The 17044-nt window shown below is 67.5% G+C and carries 10 protein-coding genes; 7 read left to right on the forward strand and 3 right to left on the reverse strand.

Annotated elements, in window-relative coordinates:
• Nucleotides 1-35: 35 nt before the first annotated feature.
• From prpC to pbpC, 6 genes are all read left to right on the forward strand, one after another.
• Nucleotides 36-1193 carry a 2-methylcitrate synthase gene (prpC, locus tag ACM2ZB_RS20580; protein ID WP_079222802.1) on the forward strand — a complete coding sequence of 386 codons (1158 nt, stop codon included), beginning with the start codon at nt 36-38 and terminating at the stop codon, nt 1191-1193.
• A 97-nt stretch (nt 1194-1290) separates the two neighbouring features.
• A complete protein-coding gene (gene acnD, locus ACM2ZB_RS20585; protein WP_416056793.1) occupies nt 1291-3909 on the forward strand; it encodes a Fe/S-dependent 2-methylisocitrate dehydratase AcnD in 2619 nt (872 codons plus the stop codon).
• Between the two features lie 51 nt (nt 3910-3960).
• Nucleotides 3961-5145 carry a 2-methylaconitate cis-trans isomerase PrpF gene (gene prpF / locus ACM2ZB_RS20590; RefSeq protein WP_416056794.1) on the forward strand — a complete coding sequence of 395 codons (1185 nt, stop codon included), beginning with the start codon at nt 3961-3963 and terminating at the stop codon, nt 5143-5145.
• A 98-nt stretch (nt 5146-5243) separates the two neighbouring features.
• Complete coding sequence (locus tag ACM2ZB_RS20595; RefSeq protein ID WP_416056795.1) at nt 5244-6704, forward strand: bifunctional 2-methylcitrate dehydratase/aconitate hydratase; 1461 nt, start codon at nt 5244-5246, stop codon at nt 6702-6704.
• Nucleotides 6705-6784: 80 nt separating this feature from the next.
• A complete protein-coding gene (locus ACM2ZB_RS20600) occupies nt 6785-11692 on the forward strand; it encodes an alpha-2-macroglobulin family protein (protein ID WP_416056796.1) in 4908 nt (1635 codons plus the stop codon).
• Nucleotides 11693-11741: 49 nt separating this feature from the next.
• Nucleotides 11742-14123: a penicillin-binding protein 1C gene (gene pbpC, locus ACM2ZB_RS20605; protein ID WP_416056797.1), complete on the forward strand. Its 2382-nt coding sequence runs from the start codon at nt 11742-11744 to the stop codon at nt 14121-14123.
• A gap of 106 nt (nt 14124-14229) precedes the next feature.
• Here pbpC and ACM2ZB_RS20610 read toward each other — a convergent pair whose 3' ends face one another.
• Both ACM2ZB_RS20610 and ACM2ZB_RS20615 read right to left on the reverse strand, forming a co-directional pair.
• Nucleotides 14230-14817 (reverse strand): ferritin-like domain-containing protein, encoded by a 588-nt coding sequence (locus ACM2ZB_RS20610; protein ID WP_416056798.1) that lies wholly within the window; start codon nt 14815-14817, stop codon nt 14230-14232.
• Between the two features lie 29 nt (nt 14818-14846).
• Entirely contained in the window at nt 14847-15329 is a 483-nt protein-coding gene (locus tag ACM2ZB_RS20615) for a peroxiredoxin (protein WP_416056799.1), read from the reverse strand.
• A 259-nt stretch (nt 15330-15588) separates the two neighbouring features.
• Here ACM2ZB_RS20615 and ACM2ZB_RS20620 point away from each other — a divergent pair, with 259 nt between their 5' ends.
• Nucleotides 15589-16482 (forward strand): DnaJ C-terminal domain-containing protein, encoded by an 894-nt coding sequence (locus ACM2ZB_RS20620; RefSeq protein ID WP_313442182.1) that lies wholly within the window; start codon nt 15589-15591, stop codon nt 16480-16482.
• A gap of 158 nt (nt 16483-16640) precedes the next feature.
• Here ACM2ZB_RS20620 and pilH read toward each other — a convergent pair whose 3' ends face one another.
• The gene (pilH, locus tag ACM2ZB_RS20625; RefSeq protein WP_005410644.1) at nt 16641-17012 is read right to left on the reverse strand and encodes a twitching motility response regulator PilH; all 372 of its coding nucleotides are present in this window, start codon (nt 17010-17012) and stop codon (nt 16641-16643) included.
• Between the last annotated feature and the right edge of the window lie 32 nt (nt 17013-17044).

The following is a 17044-nucleotide window of genomic DNA, read 5'->3' on the forward strand; positions in this document are numbered from 1 at the left end:
CAGTACCCTGCACCATCAGTTTTCGGAGGGAAAACATGAACGATACGACCGCAACCCCGACCTTCAAGCCGAAGAAGTCCGTCGCCCTGTCCGGCACCGCTGCCGGCAACACCGCGCTGTGCAGCGTGGGCCGCAGCGGCAATGACCTGCATTACCGTGGCTACGACATCCTGGACCTGGCCAACACCAGCGAGTTCGAGGAAATCGCCTACCTGCTGGTGCACGGCAAGCTGCCGACCCGCGCCGAGCTGGTGTCCTACAAGGCCAAGCTGAAGTCGCTGCGCGGCATTCCGGCTGCGGTGAAGGCCGCGCTGGAAGAACTGCCGCCGTCGGCGCACCCGATGGACGTGATGCGCACCGGCGTGTCCGTGCTCGGTTGCGTGGCGCCGGAAAAGGATGACCACAACCACCCCGGCGCGCGTGACATCGCCGACAAGCTGATGGCCTGCCTCGGCTCGATGCTGCTGTACTGGTACCACTGGAGCCACAACGGCCGCGCCATCGACGTGGAAACCGACGACGACTCCATCGGCGGCCACTTCCTGCACCTGCTGCACGGTGACAAGCCGCAGGATTCGTGGGTGAAGGCGATGCACACCTCGCTGATCCTGTACGCCGAGCACGAATTCAACGCCTCCACCTTCGCCTGCCGCGTCATCGCCGGCACTGGCAGCGACATGTACAGCGCGATCTGCGGTGGCATCGGCGCGCTGCGCGGCCCCAAGCACGGCGGCGCCAACGAAGTCGCCTTCGAAGTGCAGAAGCGCTACGACAACCCCGATGAGGCCGAGGAAGACATCAAGGCCCGCGTCGAGCGCAAGGAAGTGGTGATCGGCTTCGGCCACCCGGTCTACACCGTGTCCGATCCGCGCAACAAGGTGATCAAGGACGTGGCCCGCGAGCTGTCCGAAGAACAGTCCAGCATGAAGATGTACGACATCGCCGAGCGCCTGGAAACGGTGATGTGGGACATCAAGAAGATGTTCCCGAACCTGGACTGGTTCAGCGCCGTCAGCTACCACATGATGGGCGTACCGACCGCGATGTTCACCCCGTTGTTCGTGATCGCCCGCACCGCCGGCTGGAGCGCGCACATCGTCGAGCAGCGCATCGACGGCAAGATCATCCGCCCGAGTGCCAACTACACCGGCCCGGAAGACCGCGAGTTCGTCGCCATCGACAAGCGCGCCTGATCCACCTGCTGTACCCATCCGGCCGGCCGCGTGCCGGCCGGATGCCTTCGTTGCCGCTTCGACGGCACCCGGCCCGCCTCAAGTACTCCGCCAGCCCATGAATACCGATTACCGCAAGAACCTCCCCGGCAGCACGCTGGACTATTTCGATGCGCGCGCCGCCGTCGACGCGCTCCAGCCCGGCGCCTACGCCACGTTGCCGTACACCTCGCGCGTGCTGGCCGAGAACCTGGTGCGCCGCTGCGACCCGGCCACGCTCACCGATTCGCTCACACAGCTGATCGAGCGCCGCCGCGACCTGGATTTCCCGTGGTTCCCGGCACGCGTGGTCTGCCATGACATCCTCGGCCAGACCGCGCTGGTGGATCTGGCCGGCCTGCGTGATGCGATCGCCGACAAGGGCGGCGACCCGGCCAAGGTCAATCCGGTGGTGCCGGTGCAGCTGATCGTCGATCACTCACTGGCGGTGGAATGCGGTGGTTTCGACCCGCAGGCATTCGAGAAGAACCGCGCGATCGAAGATCGCCGCAACGAAGACCGTTTCCACTTCATCGACTGGACCAAGCTGGCGTTCCAGAACGTGGACGTGATTCCGCCGGGCAACGGCATCATGCACCAGATCAACCTGGAGAAGATGTCCCCGGTGGTCTACGTGCAGGACGGCGTGGCCTTCCCCGATACCTGCGTGGGCACCGACAGCCACACCCCGCACGTGGATGCGCTGGGCGTGATCGCCATTGGTGTTGGCGGTCTGGAAGCGGAGAACGTGATGCTGGGCCGCGCCTCGTGGATGCGCCTGCCCGACACCGTCGGTGTGGAACTGAGCGGCCGCCCGCAGCCGGGCATCACCGCCACCGACGTGGTGCTGGCCCTGACCGAGTTCCTGCGCAAGGAGCGCGTGGTCGGTGCGTGGCTTGAATTCTTCGGCGAGGGTGCCGCGGCACTGACCATCGGTGACCGCGCCACCATTTCCAACATGTGCCCCGAATACGGCGCCACCGCCGCGATGTTCTATATCGATGGGCAGACCATCGATTACCTGCGCCTGACCGGCCGCGAGGAAGCGCAGGTGGCGCTGGTGGAGAACTACGCGCGCACCACCGGCCTGTGGGCCGATGACCTGGCTACCGCGCAGTACGAGCGCGTGCTGCGCTTCGACCTGTCCACTGTGGTGCGCAACATGGCCGGCCCGTCCAACCCGCACAAGCGCGTGGCTACCGCCGAGCTGGCCGAGCGCGGTATTGCCGACGAAGCCAAGCTGGAGGCGGGCAAGGCCGAGCAGGCGCAGGGCCTGATGCCCGATGGCGCGGTGATCATTGCCGCCATCACCAGCTGCACCAATACCTCCAACCCGCGCAACGTCATTGCTGCCGCACTGCTGGCGCGCAACGCCAACGCGCGCGGTCTGCAGCGCAAGCCGTGGGTGAAGTCGTCGCTGGCACCGGGCTCGAAGGCCGTGCAACTATACCTGGAAGAATCCGGCCTGCTGCCGGACCTGGAGCAGCTCGGCTTCGGCATCGTCGCCTTCGCCTGCACCACCTGCAACGGCATGAGCGGTGCGCTGGACCCGAAGATCCAGCAGGAAATCATCGACCGTGACCTGTACGCCACGGCCGTGCTGTCGGGCAACCGCAACTTCGATGGCCGCATTCATCCGTATGCGAAGCAGGCCTTCCTGGCCTCGCCGCCGCTGGTGATCGCCTACGCCATCGCCGGCACCGTGCGCTTCGATATCGAAAAGGACGTGCTGGGCGTGGATGCCGACGGCAACGAGGTGCGCCTGAAGGACATCTGGCCGAGCGACGCTGAGATCGACGCGGTGGTGAAGGCTTCGGTGAAGCCCGAACAGTTCCGCAAGGTCTACAACCCGATGTTCAACGTGCGCGTGGAGCATGGCGCCGCGGTCAGCCCGCTGTATGACTGGCGCCCGCAGAGCACCTACATCCGCCGCCCGCCGTACTGGGAAGGGGCGCTGGCCGGTGAGCGCACGCTGTCTGGCATGCGTGCGCTGGCGGTGCTGCCGGACAACATCACCACCGACCACCTGTCGCCGTCCAACGCGATCATGGCCTCCAGCGCCGCCGGCGAATACCTGGCGAAGATGGGCCTGCCGGAAGAGGACTTCAATTCCTACGCCACCCACCGAGGTGACCACCTGACCGCGCAGCGCGCCACGTTCGCCAATCCGAAGCTGTTCAACGAGATGGTGCGCAACGACGACGGCAGCGTGAAGCAGGGCTCACTGGCGCGCGTGGAGCCGGAGGGCAAGGTCATGCGCATGTGGGAAGCGATCGAGACCTACATGGACCGCAAGCAGCCGCTGATCATCATCGCCGGTGCCGACTACGGCCAGGGCAGCTCGCGTGACTGGGCCGCCAAGGGCGTGCGCCTGGCCGGCGTGGAAGCGATCGTGGCCGAAGGTTTTGAACGCATCCACCGCACCAACCTGATCGGCATGGGCGTGCTGCCGCTGGAGTTCAAGCCGGGCACCACCCGCCTGACCCTGGGCATCGACGGCACCGAGACCTTCGACGTGGTTGGCGAGCGCACCCCGCGTGCCGAGCTGACCCTGGTCATCCACCGCCGTGACGGCCAGGACGTGGTCGTGCCGGTCACCTGCCGCCTGGACAGCGACGAGGAAGTGGCGATCTACGAGGCCGGCGGCGTGCTGCAGCGCTTCGCCCAGGACTTCCTGGATGGGGCCAAGGTGGCGTAAGACATCCGACGGCCCGGCAACGGGCCGTCTTTCTTTGCAAGGAACACATCCATGACCTTCCTCCCGCAACTCCGTATTCCCGCCACCTACATGCGCGGTGGCACCAGCAAGGGCGTGTTCTTCCGCCTGCAGGACCTGCCCGAAGCCGCACAGGTGCCGGGCGCCGCGCGCGATGCACTGCTGATGCGCGTGATCGGTTCGCCCGACCCGTATGGCAAGCAGACCGACGGCATGGGCGGCGCCACGTCCAGCACCAGCAAGTGCGTGATCATCTCCACCGCCTCGGTGCCCGACCACGACGTGGACTACCTGTACGGCCAGGTGTCGATCGACACTGCCTTCGTCGACTGGAGCGGCAACTGCGGCAACCTCAGTACCGCCGTCGGCCCGTTCGCGATCGCCAACGGCCTGATCGATCCGGCCCGCGTGCCGCGTGACGGCCTGTGCACCGTGCGCATCTGGCAGGCCAACATCGGCAAGACCATCATCGCCCACGTGCCGATGCGCGATGGCGAAGTGCAGGAGACCGGCGACTTCGAGCTGGATGGCGTGACCTTCCCGGCGGCCGAGATCCAGCTGGAATTCATCGATCCGTCCGACGACGGCGACGGCGGTGCGATGTTCCCCACCGGCAATCTGGTCGACACGCTGGACGTGCCGGGCGTGGGCAGCTTCGAGGTGACCATGATCACCGCGGGCATTCCGACCATCTTCCTCAACGCCGCCGACCTGGGCTACACCGGCACCGAGCTGCAGCCGGCCATCAACGAAGACAAGACGGCGCTGCAGAAGTTCGAGACCATCCGGGCCTACGGCGCGCTGCGCATGGGGCTGATCTCGAAACTGGACGATGCGGCCACCCGCCAGCACACGCCGAAGGTGGCCTTCGTGGCGCCGGCGCAGGATTACGTATCGTCCAGCGGCAAGGCCATTCCGGCATCGGCCATCGATCTGCACGCGCGCGCGCTGTCGATGGGCAAGCTGCACCACGCCATGATGGGCACGGCGGCGGTGGCGATCGGTACCGCGGCGGCGATACCGGGAACGCTGGTCAATCGCGCCGCCGGTGGCGGTGAACGCGAGGCGGTGACCTTCGGCCATCCGTCCGGCACCCTGCGCGTGGGTGCACAGGCCGGGCGCGTTGACGGCCAGTGGACGGTGACCAAGGCCATCATGAGCCGCAGCGCCCGCGTGTTGATGGAAGGCAAGGTACGGGTGCCGGCCGACACCTTGTAACGCGGGACCATCGCGGCAGCGCCGGGCCATGCCCGGCGGTGCAGCAGGGCCCGCCCATGAGCCGCCGGGCGTGGCCTGGCGCTACCGGAGTCCGGATGATGTCCAGCAGCCACACCCCCTCCAACGAGCGTGCAGCGTGGGATGCGCTGCTGCTGGACATCGTCGACTACGTGCGCGACGCCCGCATCGACTCACCGCTGGCCTTCCAGACCGCGCACCATTGCCTGCTCGATACGCTGGGCTGCGGGCTGGAAGCACTGTCCTTCCCCGCCTGCAGCAAGCTGCTCGGTCCGCTGGTGCCGGGCATCAGCGTGGTCAACGGCGCGCGCGTGCCCGGTACGCATTACGCGCTGGACCCGGTGCAGGCCGCCTTCAACATCGGCGCGATGGTGCGCTGGCTCGATTTCAACGACACCTGGCTGGCCGCCGAGTGGGGCCATCCATCGGACAACCTGGGCGGCATCCTTGCCGTCCTCGATTGGCTGGGGCGCAACGCGCAGGCCCTGCGTCGTCCCCCACCGACCGTGCACGACGTGTTGCTGGCGATGATCAAGGCGCACGAGATCCAGGGCGTGTTGGCGCTGCAGAATTCGTTCAACCGGGTCGGGCTGGACCACGTGGTGCTGGTCAAGGTGGCCACCACGGCGGTGGTCGCGCACCTGCTTGGGCTGGACCGTGAGCGCATGCTCAATGCGCTGTCGCTGGCCTGGGTCGATGGGCAGGCCCTGCGCACCTACCGGCATGCGCCCAACACCGGCTCGCGCAAGAGCTGGGCGGCCGGGGATGCGACCAGCCGCGGTGTGCGTCTGGCACTGATGGCGGCCAGTGGCGAGATGGGTTACCCCAGCGTGCTGAGCGCGCCGACCTGGGGCTTCGAAGCCGTTTCCATGCATGGCCAGCCGTTGGTCCTGGGCCGCCCGCTGGGCAGCTACGTGATGGAGAACGTGCTGTTCAAGATCAGCTACCCGGCCGAGTTCCACGGCCAGACAGCGGTGGAGGCGGCCATCATCCTGCACGCGCAGCTGCGTGCGATGGGCCGCACGGTCGATGACATCGCGCACATCGACATCCGTACCCAGGAGGCCTGCATCCGCATCATCGACAAGCAGGGGCCGCTGCACAACCCGGCCGACCGCGATCACTGCGTGCAGTACATGGTCGCCATCGCGCTGCTGCATGGGCGGCTGGTGGCCGAGGACTACGAGGACGACATGGCAGCCGATCCGCGCATCGACGCACTGCGGGCGAAGATGGTCTGCCAGGAAGACCCTCAGCTCAGCGCCGATTACCTGGACCCGGCCAAGCGCAGCATCGCCAACGGGTTGACCGTGCACTTCAGCGATGGGAGCCCGCTGCCCGAGGTGCTGGTGGAGTACCCGCTGGGCCACGCCCGACGCCGGGAGGAGGGCATCCCGCTGCTGATGGACAAGTTCCGCCGGCACCTGGCCCACCGGTTCCCGACCGCCCAGCAGCAGCGCATCCTGGCGGCCTCGCTGGACCCGGTGGCGCTGGCGGCGATGCCGGTGACCGACTATGTGGACCTGTATCTGCCGGGGTAGGGGCGGGGTGCTTGCCGAAACCGCGTCAACACCTTGACGCGACGCGCCTATAATGGCCGCCTCGATCAAGGAGTGACGACATGAGCGGTCCGGCACGGCGGAAGCGGTGGGGATGGGCGGCGGCGGTACTGGCAGGAGGCCTGTTGCTGGGCCTGGCCGGCTGCCGCAACGACAGCGGGCAGCTGCCCAAGGCCAGTGGCGAGGCAATCACCACCAAGGCCGAGCAGGTGAAGGAATTCACCCTGCTGCGCGCCTACCCGGACCAGAAGAGTGAAGGCCTGTCGCTGGCGCTGGAGTTCTCGCGCCCGCTGGTCGGCACCCAGGACTTCGACAAACTGGTGCGCTTCGAGGAAAAGGTCGGCAACGATGACAGCAGCTGGACCCTGTCCGATGACGGCCTGACCCTGCGCTACCCCTTCGTTGAAGCCGGCAAGGAGTACAGCCTGGTCGTTTCCCCGGACCTGCTGGCCGCCGACGGCAGCCGCCTGGGCAAGGAACTGAAGCAGAAGGTGTTCAGCGGTGAACTGAAGCCGGTGGCCGGCTTCGCCTCGCAGGGCAGCGTGCTGCCGGCCAAGGACAGCCGTGGCCTGCCGGTGGTGTCGGTGAACGTGCCCGAAGTGGACGTCGAGTTCCTGCGCGTGCGCGAAAAGGACCTGCCGACCTTCTTCAGCCAGTACCAGCGCGGCGGCCGCCGTGGCAGCTGGGAACTGAGCAGTGACTACGAGCGCAGCCCGATCAACAAGCTGGCCGAGCCGGTCTACGTCAACCGCTTCATCCTGGGCGGCAAGCAGAACGAGCGGGTCCTGACCTACCTGCCCACCCAGGACATCAAGGAACTGCAGGAGCCGGGCCTGTACTTCGCCCTGCTCAAGCGCACCGGCGATTACGAGGGCGAGTTCGATACCGCCTTCTTCTCGGTCAGCGACATCGGCCTGCATACCCGTGCCTACAAGGACAAGCTGTTCGTCCACACCGCCGGCCTGAAGGACGGTGCGGCGCTGAAGAACGTCGACCTGCGCGTGCTCGACGCCAAGGGCGAAGTGGTGCTCAAGGGCAGCACCGACGGCAACGGCAACGCACTGCTGAACTACACCCTGGACGCCACCCACGTGCTGGTGGCCAGCAGTGGCAAGGACACCAGCTTCCTGCCGTTCAACCAGCCCGCACTGGACCTGAGCGAATTCGCCGTGGCCGGCCGTGACAACGCCTGGTTCGACGTCTACGCCTGGTCCGGCCGCGATCTGTACCGCCCGGGCGAAACCGTGCGCCTGTCGGCCCTGCTGCGCGACAACGACGGCAAGCCGGTGAAGGCACAGCCGGTGTTCCTGCGCCTGAAGCAGCCCGACGGCAAGACCTTCCGCGAGACCCGCCTGGAACCGGGCGAGCAGGGCTACATCAACTTCGAGCAGACCATTCCCGTCGAGGCGCCGACCGGGCGCTGGCAGGTTGAGTTCCGCACCGACCCGGCCAGCAAGGAAGCGATCCAGGGCATGACCCTGCGCATCGAGGAATTCCTGCCCGAGCGCATGAAGCTGGACCTGGACAGCGCGCAGAAGACGCTGAAGCCGGGCGAGGAGCTGCGGCTGCAGGCCAACGGCGCCTATCTGTACGGCGCCCCGGCCGATGGCAACCGCTTCACCGCGCGCATGGCGGTCAGCGCCGAGCAGAAGCCGGTCGACAACCTGCCGGGCTACTTCTTCGGCGACCCGACCCTGCAGCTGCCGCGCGAAGCCAAGGACGTGGTCGATACCACGCTGCCGGCCAATGGCCAGCTGCGCGAAGACGTGGCGCTGCCGGAAGAGGCAGCCAAAGCCAAGGCGCCGATTGCCGTGGTGCTGTCGGGCAGCCTGTATGAAACCGGCGGCCGCACGGTCACCCGCACCCTCAAGCGCGTCATGTGGCCGGCCAATGCACTGGTCGGCGTGCGCCCTCTGTTCAACCCCGATGACGGTGCCGATTCCAACGGCAACGCGCGCTTCGAGCTGATGCGCGTGGACGCGGCCGGCAAGCCGCAGCCGGCCAAGGGCCTGAAGGTCACCCTGGTGCGCGAGCTGCGCGACTACCACTGGACCTTCAACGACAACCGCTGGGACTACGACTTCACCCGCCGTTTCGAGAATAAGGAAACCCGCACCGTCGATGCCGGCAGCAGTGCGGTCGCCTTCGATTTCCCGGTGGAGTGGGGCGAGTACCGGGTGGATGTGTTCGATCCGTCCACCGGCCTGACCAGCCGCTATCCGTTCCGTGCCGGCTGGAGCTGGGGCGATGACAACCGCGGCCTGGATGCACGCCCGGACAAGGTCAAGCTGGGCTTGGACAAGACCGGCTACAAGGCTGGCGACACCCTGCAGGTGACGGTTACCCCGCCGCATGCCGGCAAGGGCATCCTGATGGTCGAGACCGACCGCATGCTGTACGTGCAGGAGATCGACGCCAAGCCCGGTGCCACCTACAAGATCCCGGTCACCGCTGACTGGGAGCGCCACGACGTCTACATCACCGCCCTGGTGTTCCGCGGCGGCAGTGCGCCCAGCAAGATCACCCCGGCCCGTGCCGTGGGCGTGGTGCACGTGCCGATGGACCGCAAGGGCCGTACCGTGGCCGTGGGCCTGGTCGCGCCCAAGCAGATGCGCCCGGAACAGGACCTGCCGGTGACGGTCAGCGCACCGCAGCTGGCCGGCAAGACCGCGCATGTCACTGTTTCGGCGGTGGACGTGGGCATCCTCAACATCACCCGCTTCCCGGTGCCCGATGCCGGTGCGCACTTCTTCGCCCAGCGCCGCCTCGGCATCGATGCCTATGACATCTACAGCCGGGTGATCGAGAGCTTCGACGGCAGCAACGGCAAGCTGAAGTTCGGTGGCGACATGGCCCTGCAGGCATTGCCGCAGGCCAAGCGACCGACCGCGCGCGTGCAGACCGTGGACCTGTTCTCCGGCCCGGTGCAGCTCGATGCCAAGGGCAACGCCCGCATCCGCCTGAAGGTGCCGGACTTCAACGGTACCCTGCGCGTATCGGCGCTGGTCTACAGCGATGACCAGTACGGCAAGCGCGATGTGGAAACCATCGTGCGCGCGCCGATCCTGGCCGAAGCCAGCATGCCGCGCGTGCTGGCCCCGGGCGACCGCAGCACGGTGACCCTGGACGTGCAGAACTTCACCGGCAAGCCCGGCCAGTTCAACGTGAAGGTGGAAACCGAAGGCCCGTTGAACCTGGGCGAGGGCAGCCGCAGCGTGCAGTTGAATACCGATGCCAAGACCACCCTGAGCTTCCCGCTGTCGGCCCGCGAGGGCAACAGCGTGGCCAAGGTGCGGGTGCGCGTGGATGGCAACGGCTTCAAGGCCGACCGCCGCTACGAGCTGCCGGTGCGAGCGGCGTGGCCGCAGGTGATCCGTTCGCAGGTGCGTACGCTGGATCCGCTGGCGGCAGTCAGCCTGGACGGTGGCCTGACCGATGGGCTGATGCCCGAATCGGTGAACGCACGCCTGCTGGTCAGCCCGCTGCCGCCGATTCCGTTCGCCAGTGCCCTGCAGGGTGCGCTGAACTATCCCTACGGCTGTGCCGAACAGACCACCAGCAAGGGCTACGCCGCGCTGATCCTGGACCAGGCCACCTCGTCGATGCTGGGTGCCGATGGCCTGGATGCCAAGACCCGGCGCGAGCGCATGGAAGGTGCGTTCGGGCGGCTGGCGTCGATGCAGGTAGCCAATGGCAACTTCTCGATGTGGGGTGACGATGGCTACGTGAACCCGTGGCTGACCCCGTACATCACCGAGTTCCTGCTCGATGCCAAGGATGCCGGCTTCGCCGTGCCGGACAACGTGCTGCAGAAGGCGCTCAACCGCCTCAGCGAGGACCTGCTGTCCGGCGGCAACCAGTTCTACGGCCAGGATGAGCGCGAGAAGCTGAAGTTCGCCAACCAGGCCTACTCGGGCTACGTGCTGGCCCGGGTCAACCGCGCCCCGCTCGGAACCCTGCGCACGCTGTACGACAACGAGCGTGGCAAGGCGGTGGGGGGCCTGTCGCTGGTCCACTTGGGCATAGCGCTGTCGCTGCAGGGCGACGCCAAGCGTGGCCAGGCGGCGCTGGCGGCCGGTTTTGCCAAGTCCAGCAGCGAGCGTCCGTCGTACTTCGGCGATTACGGCAGCGCGATCCGCGATGACGCGCTGATGATCGCCCTCACCCACGAAAACAAGCTGGCCAAGCCGGCCTGGGACGCGCGTGCGGTCGATCTGGGCCGTGGCCTGGATGCGCGCCGCAATGCCGGCTGGATGTGGCTCAGCACGCAGGAACAGGTGGCCATCGCCCGCCTCGGCAAGGCCCTGGCGGCCAACCAGAAGGCACTGGTGGCCGGTGAACTGGTAATCGGTGGCAACAGCGAGTCGATCGGCGAGCGCAAGCTGTTCGGGCGCAACTTCACCGCCAGCGAACTGGCCAGCGGCGTGCGCTTCACCCCGCAGGGCCAGCCGCCGATGTTCGCCAGCATCGATGTGGCCGGCATCCCGCGCACGGCCCCGGCACCGGACAACAGCGTGCTGGGCGTCGAGCGCAGCTACTTCGGCACCGATGGCAAGCCGTGGTCGCCGCGTCCGCTGAAGGAAGGCGAAGCCTTGATCGTGCGCATCACCATCAGTGCCGACACGCAGATGCCCGATGCGCTGCTGACCGACCTGCTGCCGGCGGGCCTGGAGATCGAGAACTTCAACCTGGGCGATGCCAAGCAGTGGGCGGATGTGGTGGTTGATGGCATCACCATCAGCGACCGCAGCTCGGCGGCTGACACCAAGCACGAGGAATTCCGCGATGACCGCTACGTGGCCGCGCTGAAGCTCTCGCGTGGCGGCAAGGCCAACGTGTTCTACCTGGTGCGTGCGGTGACCCCGGGCACCTACTCGGTGCCGCCGCCGCTGGTGGAGGACATGTATCGCCCGCAGCTGCGTGGCGTGGGCCGCAGCAACCCGACCACGATCACGGTGGTCCAGCCGTGACCGCGCGGACGGGCCGCGACGGCGCGGCCCGTCCTACCGGCACGCTGCAATGAAGATGGACGGGACGACCCGGCGCGCAGCCCTGCGGCGCTGGCTGCAACCGCTGTGGCCCTGGCTGCGCTGGGGCACGGCGGCACTGCTGTTGCTGCTGCTGGTACTGGATTTCGCCTTCCCGCCGCCGTTGCCGAAGCAGCGCGATACCAGCACCCTGGTGGTGGCCGCCGATGGCAGCCCGCTGCGTGCCTTCGCCGATGCCGATGGCGTGTGGCGCTACCCGGCCTCGGCCGACAGCGTTTCGCCGCTGTACCTGCAGGCGCTGCTGACCTACGAAGACCGCTGGTTCTGGAAGCACCCCGGCATCAACCCGCTGGCGATCCTGCGCGCCGGCGGCCAGCTGCTGCGCGGCGGCCGCATCGTGTCCGGTGGCTCCACCCTGACCATGCAGGTCGCGCGCATCCTCGACCCGCATTCGCGCACGCCCTGGGGCAAGCTCAAGCAGATGCTGCGTGCGGTGCAGCTGGAAGTGCATCTGTCCAAGGCGCAGATCCTGGCGCTGTACCTGGAACGCGCGCCTTACGGCGGCACCATTGAGGGCGTGGAAGCGGCCAGCTGGGCCTACCTGGGCAAGCCGGCCACCCAGCTGTCGCATGCCGAAGCTGCGTTGCTGGCGGTGCTGCCGCAGGCGCCCAGCCGGCTGCGCCCGGACCGCCACCCGGAAGCGGCGCAGAAGGCCCGCGACAAGGTACTGGCGCGCATGGCCGAACTGGGCGTGTGGACGCTGGACGAGGTGGAGGATGCGCGCATCGAGAACGTGGTTGCCCGCTCGCTGCGTCCCCCGCTGCATGCAGCCCTGCTGGCGCAGCGGCTGCATTCGGCGCACCCGGGCCAGGCGCGCATCCAGAGCAGCGTTGACCTTGACCTGCAGCGCACGCTGGAAGAGCGCGTGGCCAGCTACTTCTCCACGCTGCCCGAGCGCACTTCGGCCGCGCTGCTGGTGGTCGATAACCAGACCCTGCAGGCACGTGCCTACGTGGGCACGCTGTCCTTCGGTGATCGCCAGCGGCTGGGCCATGTGGACATGGTCCAGGCGTGGCGGTCGCCGGGTTCCACGCTCAAGCCGTTCCTGTACGCGATGGCGCTGGATGATGGCCTGATCCATTCGGAGAGCCTGCTCGTGGATGCGCCGCAGAGCTTCGGCAACTACCGGCCAGGCAACTTCGATGAAGCTTTCAACGGTCCGGTGGGCGCGTCCAATGCGCTGCGCCTGTCGCTCAATGTGCCGGCGGTGGACCTGCTGCAGCGCGTGGGCGCGGCACGCTTCGCCGCGCGTCTTTCGCACGCGGGTATCCAGTTGCGCTTCCCGCCGGGCAGTTCGCCCAATCTTTCGCTGATCCTCGGTGGCACCGGTGCACGCCTGGAAGATCTGGTGGGCGCCTTCGCTGCGCTGAACCGCAACGGCATCGCCGGCCGCGTGCGCTACACCGATGACGAGCCGATGATCGAGCGCAGGCTGGCCTCGCCCGGCGCCAGCTGGATCGTGCGCGAGATGCTGGAATCGAACCCGCGGCCGGGTTACGGCGTGGGTACCTTCGATGTCGCCGGCCGCCCGCGCGTGGCCTGGAAGACCGGCACCAGCTATGGCTACCGCGATGCCTGGGCGATCGGCAGCACCCGCCACTACACGGTGGGCGTGTGGGTGGGGCGGCCTGATGGCACGCCGCTGCCGGGGCAGTACGGCGCGGTCACCGCGCTGCCGCTGATGTTTGAAGTGGTCGACAGCCTGCCGCGCCAGCCCGGCGATGCCGCCGCTGCGCCGATGCCGGCCAGTGTCAGCCGCGCGGATGTGTGCTGGCCGACCGGCGAACTGGCCGAGTCGTTGCCGGCGTCGCTGTGCCAGCGGCGGATGACCGCGTGGCTGCTGGATGGCGGCGTGCCGCCCACCTTCCCCGAGCGCGAAGCGCGGCGCTGGCAGCCCGGGCGGCAGCGCTACGTGGCCGATGTGCGCACCGGCCAGCGCCTGTCCGCCGATTGCAGCGCCCCGCACCAGGAAGAGGAGCGCGAGATCGCGCGCTGGCCAGCGTTGCTGTCACCGTGGTTGCCCAAGGCCACGCGCGACGCCTCGCAGCTGCCGCCGCTGGCGCCGGATTGCAGGAATGACGGGCGTGACGCCAGCGTGGCCCTGCATGTGGATGGGCTCAACGATGGTGCAGCCCTGGCGCGTGCGCCCAATGCCCAGCACGGTGTGCGCCTGCAGCTGCGGGCGCTGGGCAGCGAACAGGCGGTGGACTGGCTGCTGGACGGGCGCTGGATTGCCCGCACGCAGGGCGCACAGCTGATGCAGCGCGAATTCGCCGAACCCGGTGCACACACGTTGACCGCGCTGGCCACCGATGGCGCCTGGACCCAGGTGCGGTTCACGGTGCTGCGGTGACGTCTGCCTCGCTGTTGTAGAGCCGAGCCCATGCTCGGCTGCATCTGTAGCGGACGTGCAACAGGCAGCCGAGCGCGGGCTCGGCTCTACAGAGTGCAGGGTGCCGCTATTTCCCGATCCAGCCATCCAGCAGGTCAGCGAACTCGTCGGCGTGTTCCTCCTCCTGCGCCAGGATTTCTTCCAGGATGCGCTTGGTGGTGGTATCGCGATCACCGATGAAGTTGATCATCTCGCGGTAGCTGTCGATGGCGATGCGCTCGGCCACCAGGTTCTCGCGCACCATGTCGCGCAGGTCGCTGCCTTCCTTGTACTCGGCGTGCGAGCGCGCGCTGAAGGTATCCGGGTTGAGATCCGGCTCGCCGCCCAGCTGCACGATGCGCTCGGCCAGCTTGCCGGCATGCGCCTGTTCCTGCTGCGCGTGCTCGAGGAATTCGGCCTTCACCGCATCGGCCAGCATGCCCTTGGCCATGAAGTAGTGCCGGTAGTAGCGCAGGACGCACACATACTCGGTGGCCAGCGCATCGTTGAGCAGCTTGATCACCACCTTGCGGTCGGCGCTGTAGCTGTCGGTGATCGCACCGTCCTCGATGTTGCGGCGCGCGCGGTCACGCAGGGTCTTGCGGTCACTGATGCCGGGTACCTGTGTGCTGGGCCGGGCGGCGGTCTTGCTGGCTTTGGCTGGCTTGTTGGACATGGCTGGCCGTTTCCTCGTGCAGTGGGGTGTCAGGTGGGAAGGTGCTCCAGCACGTAGTCGGCCGAGGACACCTCGAACTGGCCGGGTTCCTCGATCCAGGCGGCGCGTACCACGCCGTCGACCACGTACAGGGCAAAGCGGCGCGAACGGATGCCCATGCCCGAGGCGCTGGCATCCATTTCCAGGCCCAGTGCATGGGTCAGCTCGGCGTTGCCGTCGGACAGCATCAGCAGCCCATCGGGCACGTGCTGGTCGCCCGCCCAGGCTTTCATCACGAACGGGTCGTTCACGGCAAGGCAGTAGACATCGATGCCGCGCTGGCGGAACGTCTGGAACTTCTCAACGAAGCCCGGCAGGTGGCGGGCCGAGCAGGTGGGCGTGAAGGCGCCGGGCACGGCGAACAGGACCACCTTGCGCCCATCGAACAGGGCGTGGGTGTCCAGGGTCTCGATGCCCTCGCGGATGCGCTTGAGGGTCACTTCCGGAATACGGTCGCCGACGTGGATGGTCATGGGAACTCCTTGCTGGGCAGGCTAGTGGGGCCAATGGGAGGGAGGCGTCAAGACATTGGAAATCCGGCGTGCACGCCCCATCTTGGGACCTGGCGGCCGGGGCTTCCAGCCACAGCCTGGGGCAGGGCGATGGCAGGCGCATTGCGCTGGATCAGTTGGCCTCACCGGGGCCGCACGAGCGGCGGCGTAGCATCGCCGGCGCGTAGAATGAACCCGGGGCGGCGCCACCGGCGCGGCCGAAGCGAAACGAGGTAGCTGGATGGAATTCAAGGATTACTACGCCACCCTGGGGGTGGAACCGAGTGCGGGTGAGGCGGAGATCAAGACGGCCTACCGCCGGCTGGCGCGCAAGTATCATCCCGACGTCAGCAAGGAGGCCGGCGCCGAGGACAAATTCAAGGCGGTCAACGAGGCCTACGAGGCGCTGCGCGATCCGGAAAAGCGCGCGGCCTATGACCAGCTGCGCGCCCAGGGCTACCGCCCCGGCGAGGAATTCAACGTGCCGCCGAACTACGGCGGTGCCGGTGGTTTCAATTTCGAGGAGGTCTTCGGCGGCGGTGGTGCCGGCGGTGGCTTCAGCGATTTCTTCGAAAGCCTGTTCGCGCGCCAGCGCGGCGGGCAGGGCGCGGGCCCCGGCCCGGGCTTCAGCAGCCAGGGGCATGCGCCCAACCGTGATACCCGGGCCAAGCTGTCGGTGCCGCTGGAAGCGGCGTACAGCGGGGACAGCCTGCGCATCACCGTCAACGGCAAGCAGCTGGATGTGCGTGTGCCCAAGGGCATCCGTCCAGGCCAGGTGATCCGTCTGGCGGGGCAGGGCAGCCATGGCGGCAATCTGCTGCTGGAAGTGGAATACGCCGCCCACCCGCAGTTCGAGGTGGATGGCCGCAACATCCTGCACACGTTGCCGGTCACCCCGTGGCAGGCCGCGCTGGGCACCAGCATCAGCGTGCCGACCTTGGGCGGTGCGGTGGAACTGAAGATTCCGGCCGATTCCGATGCCGGGCGCAAGCTGCGCCTGCGCGGCCGCGGCCTGCCGGGCAACCCGGATGGCGACCAGATCGTGGAACTGGAGATCGTGGCGCCGGCGGCCACCGACGAGGCGCAGAAGAAGGCGTACCGGAACCTGGCCAAGGCCTTTGGCGAGACGATCTGAAGGTAGTGCCGGGCCACGCCCGGCGGACGTTCGCGCAACATCATGTAGAGCCGAGCCCGTGCTCGGCTGCCCTTCGCGCTGCGCGCGCAAGTCGAGCATGGCTCGACTCTACAAGAGCCAACAGCAGTCGAGCATGGCTCGACTCTACAAAAGCCGCCTCAGCCCTGCCCGGCGAACACGCGCTCCAGCACTTCGGACAGCTCGTCTTCCGAGAACGGCTTGGTGATGTAGGCCTTGGCGCCCTGGCGCATGCCCCACATGCGGTCGGTGTCCTGGTCCTTGGTGGTGACCAGAATCACCGGGATATGCCGGGTGGCTTCGTCGCGCGCCAGCGTGCGGGTGGCCTGGAAGCCGTTGAGATTGGGCATCACCACATCCATCAGCACCAGGTCGGGCAGCTCGGCCTTGGCGGTTTCCACGCCGGCGGCGCCATCGGTGGCGGTCAGGATCTGGTGCCCGAGCTTTTCGACGATGCGCTGTATCCCCAACAGCTGCGACGGTGAGTCGTCGACGATCAGAATGCGTGCCATGTTGTTCCCCATGTAATGCCCGCAGTGTAGTG

This window comes from Stenotrophomonas maltophilia (genome assembly GCF_047782825.1).
GTDB lineage: Bacteria > Pseudomonadota > Gammaproteobacteria > Xanthomonadales > Xanthomonadaceae > Stenotrophomonas.